At 69.4% G+C, this 24613-nt stretch carries 19 protein-coding genes; 6 read left to right on the top strand and 13 right to left on the bottom strand.

The annotated features are described in order from the left end of the window. The first annotated feature begins 51 nt into the window (after window positions 1-51). The 4 genes from radC to AC1DF3_RS07305 all read left to right on the top strand — a co-directional run bounded on the left by radC (window position 52) and on the right by AC1DF3_RS07305 (window position 4020). Entirely contained in the window at window positions 52-729 is a 678-nt protein-coding gene (gene radC, locus AC1DF3_RS07320; protein ID WP_286523310.1) for a RadC family protein, read from the top strand. An 85-nt stretch (window positions 730-814) separates the two neighbouring features. Next, window positions 815-1492, top strand: coding sequence for a response regulator (locus AC1DF3_RS07315; protein ID WP_478139237.1), 678 nt, complete (start codon window positions 815-817; stop codon window positions 1490-1492). 17 nt (window positions 1493-1509) lie between these two features. After that, window positions 1510-3351 carry a sensor histidine kinase gene (locus tag AC1DF3_RS07310; RefSeq protein WP_478139236.1) on the top strand — a complete coding sequence of 614 codons (1842 nt, stop codon included), beginning with the start codon at window positions 1510-1512 and terminating at the stop codon, window positions 3349-3351. Between the two features lie 12 nt (window positions 3352-3363). Beyond that, on the top strand, window positions 3364-4020 hold the full coding sequence (locus AC1DF3_RS07305; protein WP_478139235.1) for a Smr/MutS family protein: 657 nt from the start codon (window positions 3364-3366) through the stop codon (window positions 4018-4020). A gap of 5 nt (window positions 4021-4025) precedes the next feature. Here AC1DF3_RS07305 and AC1DF3_RS07300 read toward each other — a convergent pair whose 3' ends face one another. Next, complete coding sequence (locus AC1DF3_RS07300; RefSeq protein ID WP_286536147.1) at window positions 4026-4445, bottom strand: group II truncated hemoglobin; 420 nt, start codon at window positions 4443-4445, stop codon at window positions 4026-4028. A gap of 39 nt (window positions 4446-4484) precedes the next feature. On the opposite strand from AC1DF3_RS07300, the gene AC1DF3_RS07295 reads away from it, so the two are divergent. Beyond that, window positions 4485-5504, top strand: a complete 1020-nt coding sequence (locus tag AC1DF3_RS07295; RefSeq protein WP_478139234.1) for an isopenicillin N synthase family dioxygenase — start codon at window positions 4485-4487, stop codon at window positions 5502-5504. A gap of 149 nt (window positions 5505-5653) precedes the next feature. Here the strand turns inward: AC1DF3_RS07295 and AC1DF3_RS07290 are convergent, their stop codons facing one another. Together AC1DF3_RS07290 and AC1DF3_RS07285 are read right to left on the bottom strand one after the other, a co-directional pair. Next, the gene (locus tag AC1DF3_RS07290) at window positions 5654-8170 is read right to left on the bottom strand and encodes an ABC transporter permease (RefSeq protein WP_286536150.1); all 2517 of its coding nucleotides are present in this window, start codon (window positions 8168-8170) and stop codon (window positions 5654-5656) included. 46 nt (window positions 8171-8216) lie between these two features. Continuing rightward, the gene (locus AC1DF3_RS07285; protein WP_478139233.1) at window positions 8217-9092 is read right to left on the bottom strand and encodes a formate dehydrogenase accessory sulfurtransferase FdhD; all 876 of its coding nucleotides are present in this window, start codon (window positions 9090-9092) and stop codon (window positions 8217-8219) included. 169 nt (window positions 9093-9261) lie between these two features. On the opposite strand from AC1DF3_RS07285, the gene AC1DF3_RS07280 reads away from it, so the two are divergent. Then, entirely contained in the window at window positions 9262-9783 is a 522-nt protein-coding gene (locus tag AC1DF3_RS07280; RefSeq protein ID WP_286536154.1) for a hypothetical protein, read from the top strand. 2 nt (window positions 9784-9785) lie between these two features. On the opposite strand, the gene AC1DF3_RS07275 is transcribed toward AC1DF3_RS07280, so the two are convergent. From AC1DF3_RS07275 to apbC, 10 genes are all read right to left on the bottom strand, one after another. Continuing rightward, on the bottom strand, window positions 9786-10196 hold the full coding sequence (locus tag AC1DF3_RS07275) for an FHA domain-containing protein (RefSeq protein ID WP_286536156.1): 411 nt from the start codon (window positions 10194-10196) through the stop codon (window positions 9786-9788). Window positions 10197-10302: 106 nt separating this feature from the next. Further along, entirely contained in the window at window positions 10303-11202 is a 900-nt protein-coding gene (gene fdhD, locus AC1DF3_RS07270; protein WP_478139232.1) for a formate dehydrogenase accessory sulfurtransferase FdhD, read from the bottom strand. Continuing rightward, window positions 11199-13493 (bottom strand): FdhF/YdeP family oxidoreductase, encoded by a 2295-nt coding sequence (locus AC1DF3_RS07265; RefSeq protein ID WP_478139271.1) that lies wholly within the window; start codon window positions 13491-13493, stop codon window positions 11199-11201. Before AC1DF3_RS07265 ends, fdhD begins: the two co-directional genes overlap by 4 nt. Window positions 13494-13579: 86 nt before the next feature. Next, window positions 13580-14746, bottom strand: a complete 1167-nt coding sequence (locus tag AC1DF3_RS07260) for a YncE family protein (protein WP_478139231.1) — start codon at window positions 14744-14746, stop codon at window positions 13580-13582. Window positions 14747-14963: 217 nt separating this feature from the next. After that, window positions 14964-15866, bottom strand: coding sequence for a LysR family transcriptional regulator (locus tag AC1DF3_RS07255; protein ID WP_478139230.1), 903 nt, complete (start codon window positions 15864-15866; stop codon window positions 14964-14966). Continuing rightward, complete coding sequence (gene fdhF, locus AC1DF3_RS07250) at window positions 15848-18739, bottom strand: formate dehydrogenase subunit alpha (protein WP_478139229.1); 2892 nt, start codon at window positions 18737-18739, stop codon at window positions 15848-15850. Before fdhF ends, AC1DF3_RS07255 begins: the two co-directional genes overlap by 19 nt. Next, window positions 18736-20571: an NAD(P)H-dependent oxidoreductase subunit E gene (locus AC1DF3_RS07245; protein ID WP_286536165.1), complete on the bottom strand. Its 1836-nt coding sequence runs from the start codon at window positions 20569-20571 to the stop codon at window positions 18736-18738. Before AC1DF3_RS07245 ends, fdhF begins: the two co-directional genes overlap by 4 nt. A gap of 51 nt (window positions 20572-20622) precedes the next feature. Beyond that, entirely contained in the window at window positions 20623-22317 is a 1695-nt protein-coding gene (locus AC1DF3_RS07240) for an OFA family MFS transporter (protein ID WP_478139228.1), read from the bottom strand. A gap of 108 nt (window positions 22318-22425) precedes the next feature. Then, window positions 22426-23370 carry a LysR substrate-binding domain-containing protein gene (locus AC1DF3_RS07235; protein WP_478139227.1) on the bottom strand — a complete coding sequence of 315 codons (945 nt, stop codon included), beginning with the start codon at window positions 23368-23370 and terminating at the stop codon, window positions 22426-22428. Between the two features lie 130 nt (window positions 23371-23500). Further along, a complete protein-coding gene (gene apbC / locus AC1DF3_RS07230; RefSeq protein ID WP_286536171.1) occupies window positions 23501-24592 on the bottom strand; it encodes an iron-sulfur cluster carrier protein ApbC in 1092 nt (363 codons plus the stop codon). Window positions 24593-24613 lie beyond the last annotated feature (21 nt).

The raw sequence follows: 24613 nt of genomic DNA, 5'->3' as shown, positions 1-24613 counted from the left end.
TATAGACTGGGCCCCTATTTTAGGGAGTGGGGTCAGAACCCCGTAGGCACCATGTCTTTCAAGGACCTGCCGGATGGCGCGCGGCCGCGCGAGCGACTCATCGCGCTCGGCGCCGGTGCGCTGGCCGATGCCGAACTGCTGGCGCTGCTGCTGCGCACCGGCCTGCGCGGCAAGAACGTGCTCCAGCTCTCGCAGGAACTGCTGGATCGCTTCGACGGCCTCTCCGGCCTGCTCCACGCCGGGCTCGACGACCTGAAGCAGGTCAAGGGCCTGGGCGGCACCGCCAAGCGTGCCGAACTGGCGGCGGTGCTCGAGCTCGCGCGCCGCGCGATGGCCGAGCGGCTGAAGGAGCGCGCGGTCTTCGACTCTCCCGGCGCCGTCAAGCAGTACCTGCAGCTGCACCTGGCCGCCCGGCCGCATGAAGTCTTCGCCGCCCTGTTCCTCGACGCCCAACACCGGCTGATCGCCATGGAAGAGCTGTTCCGCGGCACCCTGACCCAGACCAGCGTCTATCCGCGCGAGGTGGTCACGCGCGCGCTGCACCACCACGCCGCCGCCGTGGTGCTGGCGCACAACCACCCGAGCGGCTCGGTGGAAGCCTCGCGCGCCGATCAATCGCTCACCCAGACGCTGAAGGCCGCGCTGGCGCTGATCGACGTGCGCGTGCTCGACCACGTGATCGTGGCTCGCGGCGGCGCGCTGTCCATGGCCGAGGGCGGCATGCTCTGAGAACACTTCCGTTGTAGCCAACAATAGAAACTAAACGTAACTTATCTGGGTTCGACCGACAATGCCGGACCCCAAGGATGCAAAGGTGGCCGTGGAAGACATATTGATCGTCGATGACGACCCGTCGGTGCGCGAGCGCCTCGAACGGGTCAGCGCCCAAGCCGCACCCGAGGCCCGGTGCGCGATGGCCGGTTCGCTGGCCGAAGCGCGCGAACAGCTGTCGGCCGGTCGCTTCGACTTGGCGCTGCTCGACATCGGCCTGCCGGACGGCAACGGTCTCGAACTCCTGCCCTGGATGCAGGCCCATGCACCCACGGTCGACGCGGTGGTGGTCTCCAGCCTCGGCGACGATGCGACGGTGCTGCAGGCGATCCGCGGCGGCGCCGTCGGCTACCTGCTGAAGAACGGCAGCGACGCCGAACTCGAGCTGTCGCTGGGCAGCATGCGGCGCGGCGGCGCGCCGATCGATCCGGTGATCGCACGGCGCATCCTCCAGCTGATGGCCGCGCCGCAACCCGCTCCGGTCGCGCTTGCTAACATCGGCGCGGCCCCGGCGACCACGTCGCCCGCCGAGCTGAGCGCCCGAGAGACGCAGGTGCTGCAGCTGGTGGCGCAAGGCCACAGCAACCGCGAGATCGCCCAGAGCCTCTCACTGTCCATCAACACCGTCGAATGCCACGCCAAGAACATCTACCGCAAGCTCGCGGTGCACTCGCGCGCGGGCGCGGTGTACAGCGCGCGGGTGCAGGGCTTGCTGCCCTGATCCGGGCGGCTGGATGGATGTTCGGGTGGCTGCTCGCCGGCCTGCTTTTCGCCACGACCGCCCAGTGCGCCGTCCCCCCAACGGTCGGCCAGGGCTTCGACAGCATCGAGGCCGCCCGATCCGACTGGCAGGCCTCCAGCCCGCCCGCCGATGGCTGGACGCCCGTCAGCCTGCCGGACGCCTGGGCCACGCGCTGGCCGGGGTACGACGGTGTCGTCTGGTATCGGTTCCGCTGGACCGGCGCCGCCGCGTCGCCGCCGCGCGGCCTGCTGGTCGAGTACGCCAACATGGCGGCGACCTTCATCCTGAACGGCAGCTTGATCGGCGGCGACCACGGCCTGGTCGAGCCGCTCTCGCGCGGCTGGAACCTGCCGCGCTACTGGGTGCTCGACGCACCGCTGCTGCGTCCGGGCGCCAACGAGCTGCTGATCCGCGTCTCGGGACTCGCGATCTACCAGGCCGGCCTGGGCCCGGTGAGCCTCGGCGCGCCCGAGGTGCTGCGGCCGGCCTACCGCGAATCGCTGCTGATGCGCCGCACCCTGCCGCTGCTGGGCATCGGGCTGACCCTGGTAATGGGCGTGCTGTACGGCATGCTGTGGCTGCTGCGCGGCAGCGAGCGCTCCTATGGGTGGTTCAGCCTGTTCTCGCTGCTGTGGGTGCTCTACTCGCTGAACTACGTCGCGCTCGGGACCTGGCCCTTCTCGAGCACCGAGGCCTTCCAGCGCGCCAACCACGTGGCGCTGGTCGCCAGCATCGTCTGCTTCTTCATGTTCGCGCTGCATTTCTGCGAGATGGCGCGGCCACGGGTCCTGCGGGCGACGCTGCTGGTCGGCGCCGCCGCACTGGCGGCATTGATCGCGCTACCGTCGCGCCTGCTCGAGCCAGTGCGCGACATCACCGTGCTGGCCGCCCTGCTGTGCTACTTCGCCAGCTGCGCGATCATCGTCAGGCACGCCTGGGTCTCGCGCCGGCTCGAAGTCGGCGTGCTGGCGGCCTGTCTGATGCTTCCGGTGGCGGCCGGTGCCCACGACACGCTGATCTTCCTCGAGTGGCTGCCCGGCACGCGCTACTACGTCAGCCTGTCTTCGAGCGCGACGCTGCTCGGCATTTCGTTCGCGCTGACCTGGCGGATGGTCAAGGGCATGCGGCTGGTGGAGCATTTCAACGCCGAGCTGCAGCAGCGGATCGACGCCGCCACCCAGCGCCTGGCGGAAGGCCTGGGCCGGCAGCACGAGGCCGAGCTGGTCCAGACCCGGCTGACCGAGCGCCTGAGCCTGGTGCGCGACCTGCACGACGGCCTCGGCATGACATTGAGCAGCCACATCCACACGCTGGGCAACCGGGGCGCCGGCGACGATGACGGCGTCGCGCTGTGGGCGCTCAAGGAAGTCAACGACGACCTGCGCCTGATCATCGAAAGCTCGGCCTTCGACGACACCGACGCGCTGGCCGACCGGCTGGTGCCGCTGCGGCATCGCTGCACCCGCCTGCTGGAGGCGGCCGGCATCGAATGCCGCTGGCAGCTGCTGGGCCTGCAGGGATGCCGCCTCGGGAGCAAGCGCGACCTGGACTTCCTGCGCGTGCTGCAGGAGGCACTGGCCAACGTGCTCAAGCACAGCGGCGCCACCCAGGTGGAGGTGGCCATCGAGGCCGTCGGGTCGCAGCTGCGGCTGTCGATCCACGACAATGGCAACGGCTTTGCCGGCGACGCCGCATCGCAGCCGTCGGGCGGCATGGGTTTGCAGAACATGCGGCTGCGGGCCGCGCGGCTCGGCGGCACACTCGACATCTGTTCGGGCGCCTCGGGCACCCTGCTCGCGCTGCATTGCCCGATCGAGGCGAGCGTCCCGGCCACCTGAACCACTTTCGCCATGCCCGCCAAATCGAACCACCTCAAGAGCCTTTCCGACCTCAAGCAGGTGCAGCGCTCGCTCGCCGAGCGGCGCGCGCAAGAGGCCGCCGAGGCGGCCGCGGAGGCCGCGGCCAAGAAGAAGCGCCTGGCCGACCAGGACCTGTTCTCGCGCGCGATCGGCGCCACCCAGCCGCTGCGCAGGAAGGCCTCGGTACCCCTCGCGCCCGAGCCGCCGGCGCCGATCCCGGTCCAGCAGCAGCTCGACGACCAGCGCGTGCTGCGCGAATCCCTGTCCGACGAATTCGACGTCAGCACCCTGCTCGACGCCGACGATGCGATGAGCTTCCGGCGGCCCGGCATCCACACCGACGTCACGCGCAAGCTGCGGGCCGGCGAATGGTCGATCCAGCGCCAGCTCGATCTCCACGGGATGCGCAGCGACGAGGCCCGCGAGGCGCTCGGCGCCTTCATCCGGGAGGCCTGGAAGCAGGGCGTGCGCTGCGTGCGCGTGGTGCACGGCAAGGGCCACGGCTCGCCGGGCAAGCAGCCGGTGCTCAAGGCCAAGGTGCAGCGCTGGCTGATCCAGAAGAACGAGACCCTGGCCTTCGTGCAGGCCAAGCCGGCCGAGGGCGGCGGCGGCGCGCTGGTGGTGCTGCTGGCGCCGTCGCGGCGCTGAGGGCGCTAACCGCCCTTGTTCCGCATCCAGTCCGCCGTCTGGAAGAACGACCCGCGCAGGCGCTCGCGCAAGTCCTCCGGCACGCCGGTCTCGCCCATCGCCTGGTCCATGCAGGCCAGCCACTCGTCGCGCTCGCGGATCCCGATGCTGTGGCCGCCGATGCTTTGCGGCAGATGCCGCGCGCGCAGCATCGGATGGCCGAAGCGGTCGGTGTAGTGCTGCGGCCCGCCGAGCCAGCCGCAAAGGAACCAGAACAGGCGCTGGCGCGCGTTGTCGAGCGAGCTGCCGTGCACCGCGCGCAGTTGCGCATAGGCCGGCTCGAGGTCCATGAGGTCGTAGAAGCGCTCGACCAGCGCGTGGACCGCGGCTTCGCCGCCGATCCATTCGAATGGGGTGTCGAAGGGCGGTTTGTCCTGGATTTGCATGGACGCCATTGTCCCAAGACTTGAGGCACCATCGCAGCCATGGTCGATTCAACCCCCTCCTCCCGCGGCGAAAGCTTGCCCGTGATCAACATCTCGGCCCTGGTCGCCGGCGGCCCCGGGCGCGAACAGGCGGCGGCGCAGATCGGCGCCGCCTGCCGGGCTCACGGCTTCTTCTACGTCACCTGCCACGGCGTCGACCCGGCGCTGGTGCAGCGCCTCGATGACCTGAGCCGCCGCTTCTTCGCACTCGACGAGCCGACCAAGATGCGCTGGCGAATGGCCCTCGGCGGCCGGGCCTGGCGCGGCTACTTCCCGCTCGGCGGCGAACTCACCTCCGGCCGGCCCGACTGGAAGGAAGGCCTCTACCTCGGCACCGAACTGCCTGCCGACAATCCGCTGGTGCGCGCCGGCACGCCGGTGCACGGGCCCAACCTGTTCCCCGACATCGATGGCTTCCGCGCCACTGTGCTGGCCTACATCGACGCCGTCACGCGGCTCGGCCACCGCCTGATGGAAGGCATCGCGCTGAGCCTGGGCCTGCCGGCCGACTATTTCGCCGAGCGCTACACGGCCGACCCGCTGATCCTGTTCCGGATCTTCAACTATCCGACGCAGCCGGTGCCCGACGGCATGGACGTGCACTGGGGCGTCGGCGAGCACACCGACTACGGCCTGCTCACGATCCTGCGCCAGGACGACGTGGGCGGCCTGCAGGTGCGCACGCCCGGCGGCTGGATCGAGGCGCCGCCTGTCGCGCAGTCCTTCGTCTGCAACATCGGCGACATGCTCGACCGCATGACCGGCGGGCTCTACAAGTCGACCCCCCACCGCGTGACGCGCAACACCTCGGGCCGCGACCGGCTGTCCTTCCCGCTGTTCTTCGATCCGAATTTCGAGGCCCGGGTCCGGCGCATCGAAGGGCTGGACAGCGCCGCCACGGACGACAGCGCCGAGCGCTGGGACCGCGCCAACGTCCATGCCTTCAGCGGCCGCTACGGCGACTACCTGCTGGCCAAGGTGTCGAAGGTGTTCCCGCAGTTGCGCGACGAGGTGCTGTAAACGGTCAGAAGCCGGGGTGAACGTTCGCTGCGCAGAGCACACCATCGGCGCGAGCCGTCAAGTCGGTGGCTCATCCTCGGCCACACCGCACGGCGCCACCCGGTGCCCTCGGCACGCGCCCCGAACATGACCCCGCATCCACCCCGCAGCTACTCCGCAGCCTGCCGCAGCGTCGCCACCACCGGCCGCCGCAGCACTTCGCGCAGTCCCCACCAGCCGGCCGCGAGGGCCAGCGCCGCGCCCGCCAGGGCGCCGGCGATCGGCACCAGCGGCGACGCGGTCCAGGTGAAATCGAACACGAAGCGCGCCAGCGCCCAGCCGATGACCGAGGCCACGATGCTGGCCAGGAAGCCGGCCAGCAGGCCGACACCCGCCAGTTCCGCGCGCTGCACCTGCCGCAGCAGGCTGGCCCGCGCACCCACTGCCCGCATCACGGCGAACTCGCGCGCACGCTCCTCGCGGGTCGCGGTGACCGCCGCGAAAAGCACCACCAGCCCGGCCGCGAGCGTGAAGCCGAACAGGAACTCGACCGCCCGGATCACCTGGTCGAGCACCCGCTGCACCTGGCCGATGGTGGCGCTCATGTCGACGTTGGTGACGTTCGGGTAGCTGCGCACCAGCGCGTTGTCGAAGCCCTTGACCTCGGGCGCGCGGAAGGCGCCCATGTAGGTCACGGGCACGTCGGCCAGCGCCGCGACCGTGTACATGACGAAGAAATTGGCGTGCATCGAGCCCCAGTCGACCTTGCGCAGCGAGGTGATCCGGGCCTCGTTCTGCTGGCCGCCGATGTCGAAGCGCAGGGTGTCGCCGAGCTTCAGGCCCAGCGTCTGGGCCAGCCCTTCCTCGACGCTCAGTTCGCCCGCGGCATCGGGCGTCCAGGCCCCCGCGGTGATCTGGTTGTGCGGCGGCGCCTCGGCGCTGTTGCTGAGGTTGAATTCGCGGTCGACCAGGCGCTTGGCGCGGTCTTCGGTGTAGTCGTCCGGCGACACCGGCCGGTCGTTGATCGCCACCAATCGGCCGCGGATCATCGGGTACCAGTCGAACTTGCGTACGCCACCGTCGCGCAGGCTCTGCTGGAAGGCGTCGCTCTGGTCGGGCATGACGTTGATCACGAAGCGGTTCGGCGCATCCGGCGGCGTGGCCGCGCGCCAGCTCGACACCAGGTCGGTGCGCAGCAGCACGAGCAGGATCAGCGCCAGCAGGCCGACCGCCAGCGCGCTCACCTGCACCACCGCATAGGCGGGCCGGGCCGAGATCTGGCGCGTCGCCAGCACCAGCCAGCGCGGCGCCGTGGTCTCGTTGACGCTGCGCCGCAGCACCTTGACGGCGAGCCAGCTCAGGAGCGCGAACACCGCCACCGCCACCGCAAACCCGCCGACCGCGATCAGCCCCAGCTTGAGGTCGCTGCTGGCCGCGACCAGCAGCGCCGCGAACCCGGCCACCCCGATGGCCAGCACGGTGATGGAGGCCGGCTTCAGGCCGCCGACATCGCGCCGGATCACGCGCAGCGGCGGGACCCGGGCGAGTTGCAGGACCGGCGGCAAGCCGAAGGCGAACAGCAGCGTGAGTCCGACGCCGAGACCGAAGGCGACCGGCCACAGGGTCGGCGCCGGCAGCGCGCTCTCGACCAGCCCCGCGAGGAGCAGCACGAAGACGTAGTGCACGCCGTAGCCGATCGCCACGCCCAGCGCGCTGGCGATCAGTCCGATGACGGCGAACTCGAAGGCATAGGCGCCGGCGATGGTGCGCTGGCTCTGGCCCAGCACGCGCAGCATCGCGCAGTCGTCGAGGTGGCTGGCCGCGAAGCCGCGTGCCGCCAACGCCACCGCCACGGCCGACAGCAGCGCCGCCAGCAGCGCCACCAGGTTGAGGAATTTCTCGGCGCGGTCGAGCGTCTGCCGCATCTCGGGGCGGCCGCTCTCGAAGGATTCGAGGCGGGCCCCACGCAGTTCGCCCTTCTTGATCGAGGCATCGACCTCGTCGCTGAAGCGCTTCACCGCCGCCGTATCGCCCGCCACCGCGAAGCGGTAGCTCACCCGGCTGGCCGGCTGCACGAGCCCGGTGCGGGCAATGTCGGCCTGGTTCAGCATCACGCGCGGCGCGAAGCTCATGAAGCCGGCGCCGCGGTCGGGCTCCAGCGTGATCACGCGAGCGATGCGCAGGCCGGCATCGCCGAGCAGCAGCGTGTCCCCGACCTTCAGCGCCAGCGCGTCGAGCAGCGGTCCGTCGACCCAGGCCTCGCCGGGCGCGGGCACCTCGCGCGTGGCCTGTCCGGGACCTTCGGCGTCGACCGCGACCTGCACCGCGCCGCGCAGCGGATAGCCGGCCGAGACCGCCTTCAGCGCCACCAGCTTGCTTGCACCGCCCTGCGCATCGCTGGCGCGCGCCATGGTCGGGAAGCCGTAGGTGCCGGCACCCGCCAGCCCGAGCGAGCGGGCCCGCTCGACGAAGGCCGGCGGCGTCGGGTTGTCGCTCGCCAGCACCGCGTCGCCGCCGAGCAGCTGGCGGGCATCGCGCTGCAGCCCGCCCTTGAGCCGGTCGGCGAAGAAGCCGACCGCGGTCAGCGCCGCCACCGCCAGCAGCACGGCGACGATCAGGAGTCGGAGTTCACCGGCGCGCAGGTCGCGCCAGAGCGTGCGCCAGCCGAGGCGAAGAAAGGCATTCATGGGCCCGACGATAGCCGAGCCGGCGGCGCCCGCGAAATCGAAGGATTTAGGGCCTGGCGCCGGCCAGCCCCGGCTGCAGCACCAGCCTCTGCGCCCCCGCGAAGCAAAGGAAGCGCCGGTTGGTCGCCCGCCCGATCGCGCACAGGCCGACCCGCTGCGCCACCTCGTGGCCCATCTGCGTGATGCCGCTGCGCGAGACGACGATCGCCACGCCCATCTGCGCCGACTTGATGACCATCTCGCTGGTCAGGCGGCCGGTGGTGTAGAAGACCCGCGCGCCGGCCAGCTGCGCCTGCATCGCGATCCAGCCGGCGATCGTGTCGATCGCATTGTGGCGGCCCACGTCCTCGACGAAGCACTGCATGCGGGCCTGGTTGCCCTCTTCGAGCGTGAAAAGGGCGCAGCCGTGCACCGAGCCGGCCGACTTGTAGGTGCTTTCCTGGAGCCGGATCGCGTCGACCAGGGCATAGAGCTGGGCCTGGGTCATGCGGGTGTCGGGCAATTGCAGGCTGTCGATGCCAGCCATGAGTTCGCCGAACACGCTGCCCTGCCCGCAGCCGGTGGTGACCACCTTCTTCGCGGTCCGCTCCTCGATCCGGTCGATGCCGGCGTGGGTCTTGACGGCCGCGGCGCCGACCTCCCAGTCGACCGTGATCGACTCGACGTCGGCCGCGGATTCGATCAGGCGCTGGTTCAGCAGGTAGCCCAGCACCAGCAGTTCGGGCTGCGCGCCGAGGGTCATGAGCGTGACCAGTTCGCGGCGGTCGACGTAGATCGTCAGGTCGCGTTCGGCAGGAATCGACACCCGGCTCGACGCGCCATGCTCGTCGACCACCTCGACTTCGCGCGTGAGCGGTGCCCGCGCCTGCGTCAGCCGCGGAAGGGCCGCTGCCACGGCCGACGGGGTTTCAGGATTCGCCATGCAGTGGACGATAGCCGAAGCCGGGCGCCGGTGGCCGAGTCACATCCTGAAGCAAGCCCGGCGCGGATTTCGTGACAAAGGTCCGCACAAAAACGAAACCTTAGTTCTCATTTTCTGAGCTTGGCGGATTTCTGCGCTCCAATGGACACATTCCACCGGAGACCCCTACATGAGCTACTACGAACACCTTCACGCACTCGAATCGCTCGAGGTGACCGTGTCCGAGCTCCTGATGGCGACCCCGGACATGAGCGATCCGCTGCTCGACCCCTCGGTCCATCAGGTGCTCAAGCTGCTGCGCGACCAGCACGCGATGGAGGCCGCATTCGCCTGCGAGTTCGTCGAAGGCCGCCAGGTCTCGCATCGCCGGGAGGACGCGCAGCGCGCCCAGTTCATCGACGAGCAGGCCGAGCCGCTCGAGCTGGCTTTCTGCAAGCAGGTGCTGCGCGCCCAGGTGCCCGCGGGCTGCTATCTGAGCGCACCGGTGGTGCTCGCCGACGGTGCGATCTACGGCACCTTCTATTCGTTCAGCTTCAATCCCGATCCGGCGCTGGAGGCGCGCGACCTCAAGAAGCTCGAGTTGGCCGCGCAGCTGGTGGCCCGTCTGATCGCCGAGCGACGCCAGGCGACGGCCATGCCGGCCCAGGCGATCGCGCCGCAAGGCCGCCCGTTGGCAGCGCAGTACGCCTGAAGTCAGCGCGCGAACACGCGGCGCTCGGGCAGGCGCCGGTTCGCGCTGCGCGCCATGTGCGCATCGATCCCCACCAGTTCGCCCGGCTGGGTCATGAGCCGAAGCGCATCGACCGGCGGCAAGGCCCGGCTGTAGAGAAAGCGCAGCTGGCAATCGCCGACCACGATCGCATCGCCGTTGACCAGGGTGTGCGACCTGACCTTCTCGTTGTTGACATAGGTGCCGTTGCGGCTGCCCATGTCGGTGAGCAGGAAATGCTCGCCGGTCCACTCGATCGCCGCGTGATGCCGGCTCACACGCTGGCTGTCGATGCAGACGCTGTTGCTGCCGGACCGCCCGATGGTGGTGATCGGACTTGCGATGTTGACCTGGCGCACGCTGCTGTTTCGAGCCAGGATGATCAGTCTTGCCATACCCCGTTCCTGTGGTTCATTGAACTGGGATCGAGCTTAGGACTTAAGTGCGCCTTCGAAAGAACGAAACAGAAGGCTTAATCCATTCCTGTTCGTTTTGGGGGCGTCAAGTTTTGGCATCCGGCCCGCGGCCCGCCGCATACAGCACGCCGCGCGGGGCCCGGCACAGCCCCCACAGCCGCAGCCCGGCCAGTTGGGCGACCTGCACGCCCATGGCCGTCGGCGCCGAGATGGTGGCGATCGCGGCAATGCCGAGGCGCGCGCACTTGCGGACCAGTTCGTGGCTGCCGCGGCTGGACAGGACGACGAAGCCGGGCTCGCTGAGCCGGCCGGCGCGCGCCAGCGTGCCGAGCAGCTTGTCGAGCGCATTGTGGCGGCCCACGTCTTCCAGCACGTCGGTCAACTCCCCGCCCAGCGTCGCCCAGCCGGCCGCGTGAAGCGCGCCCGCTTCGGCATTGAGCGTCTGGCGCGCCGGCAGCGCCGCGAAGGCGCGCAGCACCGTCGGCAGGTCGACCCGTTCGATCCAGGCGCGGCGCGCGACCGGGCTGCTTTGCAGGTCGAGGGCCGCGAAGCTCTCGACACCGCAGACGCCGCATCCGGTGCGCCCGGCCATGCTGCGCCGGCGACCCTTGAGCCGCTCGAAGCTGCGCGCCGAGATCTCGAGCTGCACCTCGATGCCGTCGATGCCCTCGGGCAGGCCGGCCTCGCGCGCGCCGATCCGCCGCTGCGCGATGCCGCGGCAGTCGCGCACGTGGTCGAGGATCCCTTCGCTGAGCGCGAAGCCGAGGGCGAAGGCCTCGAGGTCCTGCGGGGTGGCCATCATCACCGCATGCGAAATGCCGTTGAAGACCAGGGCCACCGGCAGCTCGGTCGCCAGCACGTCGCCGCGCGCCAGTCCCGCCGCCGGCGCACCGGCCTCGCCGAACACGCGCACGCTTCGGTGCGACAGCGGCGCCGGGGCCTCGACGTCGAACCCGACACCGGCGTCGACCAAGGCACTCGTCACAGCGGCCCCGCCGCGTGCGGCAGCAACACCACCGGGATCGACTTGGACGCCGGCGTGCCGGCATCGCGCGCCACCGATTCCAGCGGCACCAGCGGATTGGTCTCGGGGTAGTAGGCCGCGAGGTTGCCGCGCGGAATGTCGTAGGCCACCAGCTTGAAGCGGTCGGCCCGGCGTTCCTGGCCATCGTGCCAGACGGTGTGGATGTCGACCCAGTCGCCGTCCTGGAGGCCCAGCGCCCGGATGTCCTCGGCATGGATGAAGACCACGCGGCGCTGGCCGAAGACCCCTCGGTAGCGGTCGTCGTGGCCGTAGATGGTGGTGTTGTACTGGTCGTGCGAGCGGGTGCTCAGCAGCGTGAACACCACCGTGTCACCCCGCCGGGCGCGGGCCCGGTGCGAGGGCGTGTCCTGCGGCACCGCATGCGTGAAGAAGACGGCCTTGCCGGAAGGCGTGGCCCAGTCGCGCCGCGCCGCCGGATTGGGCAGGCGGAAGCCGCCCGGGACAGCGACCCGGCGGTTGAAATCCTTGAAGTCGTCGAACACCGCCTCGATCCGGTCGCGGATGCGCCCGTAGTCCTCGATCAGCGCCAGCCAGGGCGTGCGGCTGCGCGCCCCCAGCGTGGCGGCGGCCAGCCGCGCCACGATCGCCGGCTCGGACAGCAGGTGCTCCGAGGCCGGCGCGTTGATGCCCACCGACATGTGGACCATGCTCATCGAGTCTTCCACCGTCACCCCCTGCAGGCCGCCGGCCTGGCGGTCGACCTCGGTGCGGCCCAGGCAAGGCAGGATCAGCGCCTCGCGCCCGTGCACCACGTGGCTGCGATTGAGCTTGGTCGTGACGTGCACCGTGAGATCGCAGCGGCGCAGCGCCTTCCAGGTCTCGTGGGTGTCGGGCGTGGCGGCGGCGAAGTTGCCGCCGAGCGCGAAGAAGACCTTGCCGCGGCCATCGCGCATCGCGCGGATCGACTCCACCGTGTCCCAGCCGGGCTGGCGCGGCGGCTCGAAGCCGAATACATCGCGCAGCCGGTCCAGCAATTCGGCCGGCGGCTTTTCCCAGATGCCCATGGTGCGGTCGCCCTGGACATTGCTGTGGCCACGCACCGGGCAGGCGCCGGCGCCGGGCCGCCCGATGTTGCCGCGCAGCATCAGCAGGTTGACCAGCATCTGGACCGTGGCGACCGAATCGACGTGCTGCGTGATGCCCATGCCCCAGCAGACGATCGCCCGCTCGGCCTGGCGGTAAACCTCGGCGGCGGCCCGGATCTGCGCCTCGGACAGCCCCGACTCGCGCACCAGCAGCGCCCAGGACTCGGCCCGCAGGTCGGCTGCCAGGGCCTCGAAGCCGACCGAATGCTCGGCGATGAAGGCGTGGTCGAGCGTGGCCTGGCCGGCGTCCTCGCACTCGACCAGGTGCTTCATCATCCCCTTGACCAGCGCGAAATCGCCGCCGACGCGCAGCTGGAAGTAGTGGGTGCTGATCGGCGTCGAACCGAGCGTCGCCATCTCGAGCTTGTCCTGCGGGTCGGCGAAGCGCTCCAGGCCGCGCTCGCGCAGCGGATTGAAGCTCACGATCTTCGCGCCGCGCCGGTGCGCCGCGCGCAACTCGCCGAGCATCCGCGGATGGTTGGTGCCCGGGTTCTGGCCGAAGATGAAGATCGCGTCGGCGTGTTCGAAATCTTCCAGCGTGACCGTGCCCTTGCCGACGCCGATCTGCGGCCGCATGCCGCTGCCGCTGGGCTCGTGGCACATGTTGGAGCAGTCGGGAAAGTTGTTCGTGCCGTACTCGCGCACGAACAGCTGGTAGAGGAAGGCGGCCTCGTTGCTGGCCCGGCCCGAGGTATAGAAGATGGCCTGGTTCGGATCGGGCAGCGCCTGGAGATGGCGGGCGATCAGCGCAAAGGCGTCGTCCCAGCCGATCGGAACGTATTTGTCGCTGGCGGCGTCGTAGGCCATCGGATGCGTCAGGCGGCCCTGGTCCTCGAGCCAGAAATCGCTTTGCTCGGCCAACTGCCTGACGGTGTGCTGCGCGAACAGCTCGGGCCCGGCCCGCCGGGCGGTCGCCTCGGCCGCCACGGCCTTGGCACCGTTCTCGCAGAACTCGAAGGTCGAGGCATGGTTGCGGTCGGGCCAGGCGCAGCCGGGGCAGTCGAAGCCATCGGGCTGGTTGGCCGACAGCAGGGTCCTGGCCCCCTTCAGCGCGATGCTCTGCGCCCGCAGCGCCCGTGTCACGCTGCGCAGCGCACCCCAGCCGCCGGCCGGCCCCTGATAAAACTCGATCTTCTGTTCCTGCATGGCGGGCAGTGTTGGCGGACCCCGCCGCAGCGTCAAATTGAATCGGGACATGCCGCGATTCAAAATGGAAATGACGCGGTGTTCGCTCAGTGCGTCAGGCGGCCGCGCATCGCCGCCGGATGGCCCGCCAGTCCGAACGACTTGCCGGTGTCGACCAGGGTGTCGCCATCGACCCGCAGGATCGAGATGTCCTGGTCGATGAAGTTGCCGACATAGAGGTACTTGCCGTCGGCGCTGAACACCGCACCCTCGGGCAGCCCCCGCACCACCACTTCGTTGCCGCGCGTGACCTTCTTGCCGTCGATCCTGAGAGCCACCACCGACCCGTTGCGGTTGTAGAAGTAGGCGTTCTTGGCCGCGTTGCTGCCGCGCAGGATCAGCGCCACCGCCATCTTGCCGGTCGGGCTCACCACCAGGCCCTCGGGTCCGTCGCCGACCACCACCTTGTCGATGACGCGCGGCGGCACCGCCTCGAGGTCGATGACGCTGACCGTGTCGACCTGGCCGTCGGAGGCGCCGGCGTTGCCGTTGTCGGCCGTCAGGGCGAGCCTGCCGTCGGGCGTGACATCGACGTTGTAAGGCCAGAGGCCGACCGCGAGATCGACCTTGCCGTAGCTGACCTTCTCGCCGTCGACATCGAGCAGCGCGATCTTGTGGTTCGGAAACTTGGCCGCGAGCGCGCGCCGGCCGTCGGGCGTGAAGCGCACGTGCGACACCGATTCGCCCATCGCGACGGTGTCGATCAGGTTGACCTTCTGGCCGGCGATGCGCAGCACGCTGACCGAGTTGTCGGCTCGGTTGGCGACCAGCGCCAGGGTGCCGGCGCGGTTGATCGTGAGCCCCGAGGGCTGCTTGCCGACGACGATCGTATCGATCAGCTTCGGCGGCGAGGCGGCCAGGTCGATCACGAACAGGCGGTTGTCGGGCACCTGCTTGCGCACCCCGTTCTCCTCGACCACGAGGAGCGAATTGGCGACCAGCGCGAGCCGCTCGTCGGCTGTGATCGCCAGGTTGGTGGGCGGGCCCGCGATCGTGTTGTCGAGCGCCAGGGTTCCGACCGATCGCGGTGCCAGCGGATCGGTGCCGATGTCGATCAGCTGCACGCTGTCGCGGCCCTGCGGCGCGAGCTGCACCACGCCGGCATCGTTCCAGGACTGCTTCTCGTCGTTGGCGACCAGCATCAGCTGGCGCTGCGAGGGCGCGGCGGCGGTGCCGGCGCAGCCCGACAGGGCGATCGCGAGGGCGGCGGACATGAAGAGAAAAGAGAGGTGGGTTCGCACGGGGTTGTCTCCACGGGGTGGTTCGTCGGCAGCTCGGGCAAGGCGCTTCATCAGGCTTGCCCCGAGCCGCGGCTTCCTCCTCCAGGCTCGCTCCCCTGGGCGGCAATGTAGGCCCCGGCGGGCCGCGCGTACAGTGCCCTTTGGGCCATGAGGCGCTGCACCAAGGGGCAGTCGAGCCGCCCGGCCGGCCTCAGCCCCTGGCCTTGGTCCGCCCGCTGAAGCGCGATTCGAGGAAGTCGAGCAAGGCCCGCAGCGCTGCGCTGTTGTGGCGCCGCTGCAGGTAGGCGGCCGACAGCCACATGTCGCTGCGCACGTAGTCCTGCAGCACCGGCACCAGCTCGCCATGGTCGATGTGCGGCTGCACCAGCATCTCCGGCATGTAGATCACCCCAAAGCCCTGCATCGCGACCTGGATCAGGGGCGCCGCCTCGGTCGCATCCATGCGGCTCTTCATCGCCACGTCGAAGGGCTTGCCGTCGACTTCGAAGCGCCACTCGGGGTGGGCGCCCAACCGGCTCTGGGTCAAGGCATCGTGGCCCGCCAGTTCCCGCGGGTGCGTGGGCTTGCCGTGCTTGCGCCAGTAGAGCGGCGAGGCGCACACCACCAGGGCGCGCCGCGCCAGCTTGCGCACGATCAGGTTCTCGTCCTCGATCGGGCCGAAGTGCAGCGCCAGGTCGATGCCCTCCTCCGCCATGTCGGGGGCCCGGTTCAGGAGCTGCAGGCTGATGCTGACGTCGGGATAGTGGCCCATGAACTCGCCGATCATCTTCGGCAGGTCGCCCTGGCCCGCCCCCAGCGGCGCCGAGATGCGCAGCCGCCCGGTGGGATGGTTGGCGTGCTCCTGGACCTCGGCCTGGGTCAGCTCGAACATCTCCATCATCGGCTTGCTGCGCTCCAGCAGCAGCGACCCGGCGTCGGTCAGGCTGACGGCACGGGTGGAGCGGTTGAGCAGCCGCACGCCCAGGCGCGTCTCGAGTTCGGCGATGTACTTGCTCACCGTGGCCTTCGAAACGTCGAGCTTGGTCGCGGCCCGGGAAAAGCTGCCGTGCGAAGCGACCTCGCGAAAGGTCCTGATCAGGTCGAGGCTGTCCATGGGTGGGGTGGATTGTCCCCCGTCGCGCCGGTTCCGTAACCTGCGGCCGCCATGGGCTGGCCGCCGCGCTCGATCCGCACCGCGCAATACTTGAACTCCGGGATCTTGCCGAAGGGGTCGAGTGCGGCGTTGGTCATCAGGTTGGCCGCCGCCTCGTAGTAGGCGAAGGGCACGAACACCGCCCCGTACGGCGTGCCGTCGTCGCGCCGCACGTGGATCGCCACCTCGCCGCGGCGCGACCGGATGGTGATCACGTCGCCCGGCTCCAGCCCCATCGCGTCGAGATCGGCCTGGTGCATCGAGGCGGTCGCCATCGGCTCCAGCGCGTCGAGCACGCTCGCACGGCGCGTCATGCTGCCGGTGTGCCAGTGCTCGAGCTGGCGGCCGGTGATGAGCACGAAGGGGTAGTCGGCGTCGGGCCGCTCGTCGGCCGGGATGATGTCGGCCGGCACCAGCTTCACGCGGCCGTCGGCGGTCGGGAAGCTGTCGATGAACACGGTCGGCTGGCCGGGATCGTCCGCACTCAGGCACGGGTAGGTCACGCTCGACTCGCGCTGCAGGCGCTCCCAGGTGATGCCGCTGATGGCGGCATGCATGGCCTGGCGCATTTCGTCGTAGACCGCGGCCACGCCGCTTTCGTCGCCCTCGTAGTTCCAGGCCAGTCCCATGCGTCGGGCGATCTGCTGGATGATCCAGAGATCGGGCCTGGCATCGCCCGGTGGATCGAGCGCCCGCTTGCCGAGCTGCACCATGCGGTCGGTGTTGCTCACCGTGCCGGTCTTCTCGGGCCAGGCGCTGGCCGGCAGCACCACGTCGGCCAGCCAGGCGGTCTCGGTCATGAAGATGTCCTGCACCACAAGGTGCTCCAGGCTGGCGAGCGCATGGCGCGCATGGTTCAGGTCGGGGTCGCTCATGGCCGGGTTCTCGCCCATGATGTACATGCCGCGCACCTTGTGCGGATCGTCGTCGGGCGCCAGCGCCTTGTGCATGATCTCGACCACCGTGTAGCCGGGCTTCTCGTCGAGCGGCATGCCCCAGAATTTCTCGAACCACGCATGGGCCGCAGCGTTGTCGACCCGCTGGTAGTTGGGGAACATCATCGGGATCAGCCCCGCATCGCTCGCGCCCTGCACGTTGTTCTGGCCGCGCAGCGGGTGCAGGCCGGAGCCGGGCTTGCCGATCTGGCCGGTGACCGTGACCAGCGCGATCAGGCAGCGCGCGTTGTCCGTGCCATGCACGTGCTGGCTGATGCCCATGCCCCACAGCACCATCGCGCCCTTCGCGGTGGCGAAGGCGCGGGCGACTTCGCGCAGCGTCTCGGCCGGCACGCCGCAGATCGGCGCCATCGCCTCGGGGCTGTAGCCCTTCACGTTGTCGCGCAGCGCCTCGAAGTTGCTGGCGCGGTCGCGGACGAAGGCCTCGTCGACCAGGCCCTCGTCGATCACCGCGTGGATCAGCGCGTTGAGCATCGCGACATCGGTGTCGGCCTTGAACTGCAGGGTGCGCCAGGCATGCTTGCTGATGTCGGTGCGGCGCGGGTCCGCCAGCACGATCTTCGCCCCGCGCCTCGCCGCGTTCTTCATCCAGGTGGCGGCCACCGGATGGTTGGCGGTCGGGTTGGAGCCGATGATGAAGATCAGCTCGGCGTGATCGACGTCGTTGACCTGGTTGCTCACCGCGCCCGAGCCCACACCTTCGAGCAGCGCCGCGACGCTGGACGCATGGCACAGCCGGGTGCAGTGGTCGACGTTGTTGCTGCCGAAGCCGGTGCGAACCAGCTTCTGGAACAGGTAGGCCTCCTCGTTGCTGCCCTTGGCGGAGCCGAACCCGGCCAGCGCCTTCGGGCCGTGCGTGTCGCGCAGGCCCTTGAGCTGGCCGGCGGTGAACGCCAGCGCTTCTTCCCAGCTTGCTTCGCGGAAGGCTTCGCTCCAGTCGCCGGGACGCGGCGCATCGTCGAAGCCCTTGGGAACGCCGGGCTTGCGGATCAGCGGCTTGGTGAGACGCTGCGGATGGTGCGCGTAGTCGAAGCCGAAGCGGCCCTTGACGCACAGCCGGCTGTGGTTGGCCGGGCCGTCGCGGCCGTCGACGCTGACGATCTTCTCGTCCTTGACGTTGTAGGTGATGAGGCAGCCCACGCCGCAGAACGGGCACACCGAATCGACCTTGCGATCGACTGCCTGCGAACCGATGAAGCTCTTGGGCATGAGCGCACCGGTCGGGCAGGCCTGCACGCACTCGCCGCAGGCCACGCAGGTGCTGTCGCCCATCGGGTCGTCGAGGTCGAAGACGATCTTCGAATGCTCGCCGCGCAGGGCGTAGCCGATGACGTCGTTGACCTGCTCTTCGCGGCAGGCGCGCACGCAGCGGTTGCACTGGATGCAGGCATCGAGGTTCACCGCCATCGCCGGGTGCGACACGTCGGCCGCAGGCTGCTCGCGGCGCAGCGCCTTCAGTTCGGGCCGCACTGCGACATCGAGCCGCGCCGCCCAGTCGCTGAGCTCGCCGTGCTGGCGCGTCGCGTCGTCGCCGATCCACTTGTAGCCTGCGTCCGGCATGTCCGACAGCAGCATCTCGACCACCATCATCTGGCTCTTCAGGGCCCGTTCGCTGGTCGCCTGTACTTCCATGCCGGCGGCGACGGTGCGGCAGCAGCTCGGCGCCAGGGTGCGCTCGCCCTTCAGCTCGACCACGCAGGCGCGGCAATTGCCGTCGGGGCGCAGGCCGTCCTTGTAGCAAAGGTGCGGAATGTCGACCCCGTGGCGTTGCGCCGCCTTCAGGATGGTCTCGCCCTCGAAGGCTTCCACGGTCTTGCCGTCGAGCTGGAACTCGACCGTCTGCGGCAGCAGTTCGGCCAGCTTGGCGGGCGCGTTCATTCGGCAATCTCCTGCGGAAAATATTTCTGGATGCAGCGTATCGGGTTGGGTGCAGCCTGCCCCAATCCGCAGATGGATGCATCGCCCATGACCTGCGCGAGGTCTTCGAGCGTGGCGTTGTCCCACACCGGCGCTTCCATCAGCGCCGCCGCCTTCGCGGTGCCGACCCGGCACGGCGTGCACTGGCCGCAGCTCTCGTGCTCGAAGAAGCGCATCACGTTGAGCGCGGCATCGCGGGCGCGGTCATGCTGGCTCAGCACCATCACCGCCGCCGAGCCGATGAAGCAGCCGTGCGGCTGCAGCGTGTCGAAGTCCAGCGGGATGTCGTTCATGCGCGCCGGCAGGATGCCGCCCGATGCGCCGCCCGGCAGGTAGGCATACAGCGCGTGGCCGTCCTGCATGCCGCCGCAGTATTCGTCGATCAGTTCCTGCACCGTGATGCCGGCCGGCGCCAGCTTGACGCCCGGCGACTTCACGCGCCCGCTCACGCTGAAGCTGCGCAGCCCCTTGCGGCCGTGGCGGCCGAAGCCGCCGAACCATTGGGGCCCCTTCTGCACGATGTCGCGCACCCAGTAGAGCGTCTCGAAGTTGTGCTCCAGCGTCGGCCGACCGAAGAGGCCTACCTCGGCGATGTAGGGCGGCCGCATGCGCGGCTCGCCGCGCTTGCCTTCGATGCTTTCGATCATCGCGGACTCTTCGCCGCAGATGTACGCACCCGCGCCGCGACGCAGTTCGATGTGCGGCAGCGGACATGGCGGGTCGGCCTGCAGCTTGGCCAACTCGGCGGCGAGCAGTTCGCGGCAGTCGTGGTATTCGTCGCGCAGGTACAGGTAGCAGGCATCGATGCCAACGATGCGCGCGGCGATCAGCACCCCTTCGAGAAAGCGATGCGGATCGCGTTCGAGGTAGACGCGGTCCTTGAAGGTGCCGGGCTCGCCCTCGTCGATGTTGACCGCCATCAGCTTGGGCGCCGGCTGGTCGCGCACGATGCGCCACTTGCGTCCGGTCGGGAATCCCGCGCCGCCCAGGCCGCGCAGGCCCGAGTTCTCCATGGCGCGGATCACCGTCTCGGCCTGCTTGTCGTTGTCGACCAGAGCGGCGACCAGCTGGTAGCCGCCGTGCGCGCGGTAGGTCGCGTAGTCGGTGTAGGCCGGATGGACCTCGATCGCGCCGAGCCCCGGCGACACGCTGCGCTCGGCCAACGCCGAGGGCTCGAAGCGTGCCACCGGCTGCGCAGGCCCGGGCGGCTGCGCCCGCAGCGTGTCGCCGGAGCGCAGCGCGGCGAGCACCTTGTCGGCCGTCGCCTGCGGCACCGCGCGCTGGTGCACGGCCGCGGCGGGCGCCTGCTCGCAGCGGCCCAGGCATGGCGCCGCGACCACCCGCACGTCGTTGCGCCCGGCCTGCCCGAGCAGCGCGGGCAGCCGTGCGATCAGGTCCTTGGCGCCCGCCATCTCGCACGACAGGCTGTCGCACACGCGCACCGTGAGGCCAGGCGCCGCGTCGCCGCCGCGAACGACTTCGAAGTGGTGATAGAAGGTCGCGACCTCGAACACCTCGGCCATCGGGATGTTCATGAGCTTCGCGAGGGCGACCAGGTGGTGGTCGCGCAGGCAACCGTGCGTGTCGTTGACCTTGTGCAGGTATTCGATCAGCAGGTCACGCGGGTAGCCGTCGCCGGGCCGCGGGCCCAGCAGTTCGCCGACCTGCCGCAGCGAATCTTCTTCGGGTTGCCGCCCCTTCAGCCGGCTCTTCTTGCGAATGCGCTCGCGCAACTGGTCGGGGGTTGCGACGACGACTTCCCTGATTGTCTCTTCGGTGCCTGGGTATTGCATTTGCCTCGGCCTTGGGCGCCCGCCGCTGGGACGGGCGCCCGTGTCTCACGGTCAGTTGAAAAATTTCGCGGCGGCCACCAGTGTGCGGTAGACGCCCCAGGCCAGCGGAATGCCGACCGCCAGCCAGGCCAGTGCGACCACGAGCGGGCTGACTGCATCATTGTTGCGCGCCGAGACTGAACCCATCTCGGCGGCAATGGCCTTTTCGTGCGCGAGCTTCTTCTCATGCGCGAGTTCTTCGTCGCTCATGAAGTGCTTGTCCGCCACGGGCCGCACCAGCAGGTTGCAGACCAGCCCGATCACGAGCATGCCGACCAGGATGTACATGGTCTGGTTGTAGACCTGCTCGCGCGGAATGCCAAGCCCGAGCTGGTATTCGCGCATGTAGTTCACCACCACCGGCCCGAGGATGCCGGCCGTCGCCCAGGCGGTCAGCAGGCGGCCATGGATGGCGCCCACCATCTGCGTGCCGAACAGGTCGGCGAGGTAGGCCGGCACGGTGGCGAAGCCGCCGCCGTACATCGACAGGATGATGCAGAAGGCACCGACGAACAGCAGCTTGCTGCCGGCACCCGCCGACGACGGAATGCTCCAGTACAGCAGGCCGCCGAGCACGAAGAAGACGGTGTAGGTCAACTTCCGGCCCAGCTTGTCCGACAGGCTGGCCCAGAAGAAGCGCCCGCCGATGTTGAACAGCGACAGCAGCGCCGCGAAGCCGCCCGCCACCGTGGCGATGGCCGCGAGCTGGGTCTTGTCGAGTTCGCCGAACTTCTTGGCGACACCGATCAGGTTGCCGCCGAACACTTCCTGCAGCATCGGGCTGGCCATGCCGATCACGCCGATGCCCGCGCTCACGTTCATCGTCAGCACCATCCACACCAGCCAGAACTGCGGAATGCCCCAGACCTTCTTCACGTGCACGTGGCGCTGCGTGATCATGGTGTTGCCGGCCTGCGCGGGCGGCGGTGTCCAGCCCTTGGGCTTCCAGCCGGTGGCGGGCACCCGGTAGCCGAGGGCACCGCCCATCATGAAGAGGAAATAGACCATCGCCATCACGACGAAGGTCTGCATCACCCCGACGTCGGTCGGGGTCGCGAAGCTCTTCATGAGGTCGACGGCGAGCGGCGAGCCGATCATCGCGCCGCCGCCGAAGCCCATGATGGCCATCCCGGTCGCCATGCCGCGGCGGTCGGGGAACCACTTGATGAGGGTGCTCACCGGCGAGATGTAGCCCAGGCCCAGCCCGATGCCGCCGATCACGCCCGAGCCGATGATCATCAGCCAGAACTGATGCAGATGGATGCCGACTGCCGACAGCATCATGCCGCCGCACCAGCACACGGCCGACACGACGCCGGCCTTGCGCGGGCCGGCGCGTTCGAGCCAGCCGCCCCACAGCGCCGCCGAGCAGCCGAGGAAGACGAAGAACAGCGTGTACATCCAGCCCAGCGTCGCGATGCGCCAGTCGCAGCCGCTGGCGAACAGTTCGGCGAAGAAGCTCATGTCCTTGGCGCAGGCCTGGGCGCCGGTGCCGGCGGTGGCCAGCGCCTTCGACAGCGGCAGCCAGAACACCGAGAAGCCATAGGCCATGCCGATGCAGAGGTGGATGGCCAGGGCGGCCGGCGGCACCAGCCAGCGGTTGAAGCCCGGCCCGGCGATGATCCGTTCCTTGTCGAGAAAGCCGGGCTGCGGCCCGGTTGCGCCGATGCCGTCCCCGTCGAGGACGCCTGCGGATGAAGCTGCCATCTGTTTTTCTCCAGTTGTGGTGTGAACCCGAACGGCCCTCTCTGGGGCCCGTGGAGTGTCGGTGCGCTTGTTACAAAACGTCAAGTAGGTATGACGCTTGTATCCAGCTCAGGCGGCCAGGGCACCGCTGTGCATCTCGACCTGGGCCTGCCATTGCGGCGTGCGCAGCAGCGCCAGCGCCGCCTCGAGGGCGCGCGAAGGCCGCACGCCCTGCTGGGTCATGAAGCCGATCGGCGTCGTCACCTCCGGGGCCACGAGCGGCAGCGCCTCGAGCTCGCGCTGGCTGCGCACGGCGGCGACCATGGCGCCCGGCAGCACGCTGCAGACCTCGCCGGCGACGACGCCGAGCACCAGCGTGAGCACCGAGTTGGTCTCGATCGCCGGGGTCACGGTCGCGCCCGCGCTCCGGAAGGCCTGGTCGACGATGGAGCGGTTGTGCATGTCCGGCGTCAGCAGGCACAGCGGCTGCAACGCCGCTTCGGCCCAGCCGATCGGCTGGCCGATCCGCAGCGTATCGGCCGCCGGGCGCGCGGCGCGCCGCAACAGGAAGTAGTGCTCGATGCTTTGCGGCCAGGCCTCCAGCTTGACGTCGCGCAGGTGCATCCGCTCGATGTAGCCCAGCGCCAGGTCAAGCGACAGGGTCTCGAGGCCGGTCTCGAGCTCCTGGGAGCTCATCGTCAGCACCGCCGGCACGATGCCGGGGTGGCGCTGCTGCAGCAGCGCCGCGAAGCGCGAGAGCATCGGAATGGCGGTGGGGACGGCGGCCATGCGCAGATGGCCGCAGGGCCTGCCCTCCTCGCTGCGCAGCGCCTGCTGCAGCACTTCGCTTTCGCGCAGCATGCGCTGGGCGGTCGCGAGAACGAGTTCGCCTTCGTGCGTCAGGCCGGCGTAAGTGCGCCCGCGGCGCGCGATGACCACGCCGTACTCGGCCTCCAGCGCCCGCAGGGCATTCGACAACGCCGGCTGCGTGATGTGGCAGGCCTGCGCCGCACGGCCGAAATGACGATGCTCGTCGAGCGCGACGAGATAGCGCATCGAGGCGAGCAGGTTCATGGAGCCCCCACGCTCGGCACTGCGTGTCCTCGCTGCCCCCCGAGGGGGAGACAGCAGGCCGCCCGTCTGCGCGAAGCGCGGACTTCGCCGCGCTGGCGGCCCGGCGCCGGCCTGACTACCGCCGGCATTCTCAAGTGTTCTTGCTGACGGTGATGGTCGGGAACTTGGCCGAGAAATCCTTGGCCTTTTCGGCGATGCCCACGGCCACCCGCCGGGCGATCGCCTTGTAGATGCCGGCCACCGCGCCGTCGGGGTCGGCCACCACCGTCGGCTTGCCGCTGTCGGCCTGCAGGCGGATGTCGATGTCGAGCGGCAGCGCGCCGAGGTAGTCCATCTGGTACTGCTCGGCCATCTTCCGGCCGCCGTCGGCACCGAAGATGTGCTCGACATGGCCGCAGTTCGAGCAGACGTGCACCGCCATGTTCTCGACGATGCCGAGGATCGGCACGCCGACCTTCTCGAACATCTTGATCCCCTTGCGGGCATCCAGCAGCGCGATGTCCTGCGGCGTGGTGACGATCACCGCGCCGGTCATCGGCACCCGCTGCGACAGGGTGAGCTGGATGTCGCCGGTGCCGGGCGGCATGTCGACGATCAGGTAGTCGAGGTCTTTCCAGTTGGTCTGGCGCAGCAGCTGCTCGAGCGCCTGCGTGGCCATCGGGCCGCGCCAGATCATGGCTTCGTCGGAGTCGACCAGGAAGCCGATCGACATGACCTGCACGCCGTGGTTGGACATCGGCTCCATGGTCTTGCCGTCCTCGCTCTCGGGACGGCCCTGGATACCGAGCATCATGGGCTGGCTGGGGCCGTAGATGTCGGCATCGAGCAGGCCGACGCTGGCGCCTTCGGCGGCCAGCGCCAGCGCCAGGTTGGCGGCCGTGGTGCTCTTGCCGACGCCGCCCTTGCCCGAAGCCACGGCAATGATGTTCTTGACGTTCGGCATCAGCTGGACGCCGCGCTGCACCGCGTGGCTGGTGACCTTGGTCACGATGTTCACCGAGACGTTGTCCACCCCCGGCACCGTCCTGGCGGCCGCCACCAGCGCCTTGCGCAGCGCCGGCGCCTGGCTCTTGGCCGGATAGCCCAGCTCGATGTCGAACGAGACCTCGCCCTCGTGGATCTGCAGGTTCTTCAGCGCCTTGGTGCCGATGAAATCCTTGCCTGTGTTGGGGTCGAGGACGGCCTTGAGGGCCTCCGCGAGCGCCTCTTGCGTAACTGCCATTGATCACTCCTGAATGGCGGG

The sequence above is a fragment of the Variovorax sp. 10N432 genome (genome assembly GCF_056394465.1).
This window is presented reverse-complemented; position numbering and strand designations above follow the sequence as displayed.

Excerpts from the sequence above, each read along its gene's own strand:
- radC (WP_286523310.1), top strand. The coding sequence starts at position 52 with ATGTCTTTCAAGGACCTGCCGGATGGCGCGCGGCCGCGCGAGCGACTC.
- AC1DF3_RS07310 (WP_478139236.1), top strand. The coding sequence starts at position 1,510 with ATGTTCGGGTGGCTGCTCGCCGGCCTGCTTTTCGCCACGACCGCCCAG.
- AC1DF3_RS07305 (WP_478139235.1), top strand. The coding sequence starts at position 3,364 with ATGCCCGCCAAATCGAACCACCTCAAGAGCCTTTCCGACCTCAAGCAG.
- AC1DF3_RS07300 (WP_286536147.1), bottom strand. The coding sequence starts at position 4,445 with ATGCAAATCCAGGACAAACCGCCCTTCGACACCCCATTCGAATGGATC.
- AC1DF3_RS07295 (WP_478139234.1), top strand. The coding sequence starts at position 4,485 with ATGGTCGATTCAACCCCCTCCTCCCGCGGCGAAAGCTTGCCCGTGATC.
- AC1DF3_RS07290 (WP_286536150.1), bottom strand. The coding sequence starts at position 8,170 with ATGAATGCCTTTCTTCGCCTCGGCTGGCGCACGCTCTGGCGCGACCTG.
- AC1DF3_RS07285 (WP_478139233.1), bottom strand. The coding sequence starts at position 9,092 with ATGGCGAATCCTGAAACCCCGTCGGCCGTGGCAGCGGCCCTTCCGCGG.
- AC1DF3_RS07280 (WP_286536154.1), top strand. The coding sequence starts at position 9,262 with ATGAGCTACTACGAACACCTTCACGCACTCGAATCGCTCGAGGTGACC.
- AC1DF3_RS07275 (WP_286536156.1), bottom strand. The coding sequence starts at position 10,196 with ATGGCAAGACTGATCATCCTGGCTCGAAACAGCAGCGTGCGCCAGGTC.
- AC1DF3_RS07265 (WP_478139271.1), bottom strand. The coding sequence starts at position 13,493 with ATGCAGGAACAGAAGATCGAGTTTTATCAGGGGCCGGCCGGCGGCTGG.
- AC1DF3_RS07260 (WP_478139231.1), bottom strand. The coding sequence starts at position 14,746 with ATGTCCGCCGCCCTCGCGATCGCCCTGTCGGGCTGCGCCGGCACCGCC.
- AC1DF3_RS07255 (WP_478139230.1), bottom strand. The coding sequence starts at position 15,866 with ATGGACAGCCTCGACCTGATCAGGACCTTTCGCGAGGTCGCTTCGCAC.
- fdhF (WP_478139229.1), bottom strand. The coding sequence starts at position 18,739 with ATGAACGCGCCCGCCAAGCTGGCCGAACTGCTGCCGCAGACGGTCGAG.
- AC1DF3_RS07245 (WP_286536165.1), bottom strand. The coding sequence starts at position 20,571 with ATGCAATACCCAGGCACCGAAGAGACAATCAGGGAAGTCGTCGTCGCA.
- AC1DF3_RS07240 (WP_478139228.1), bottom strand. The coding sequence starts at position 22,317 with ATGGCAGCTTCATCCGCAGGCGTCCTCGACGGGGACGGCATCGGCGCA.
- AC1DF3_RS07235 (WP_478139227.1), bottom strand. The coding sequence starts at position 23,370 with ATGAACCTGCTCGCCTCGATGCGCTATCTCGTCGCGCTCGACGAGCAT.
- apbC (WP_286536171.1), bottom strand. The coding sequence starts at position 24,592 with ATGGCAGTTACGCAAGAGGCGCTCGCGGAGGCCCTCAAGGCCGTCCTC.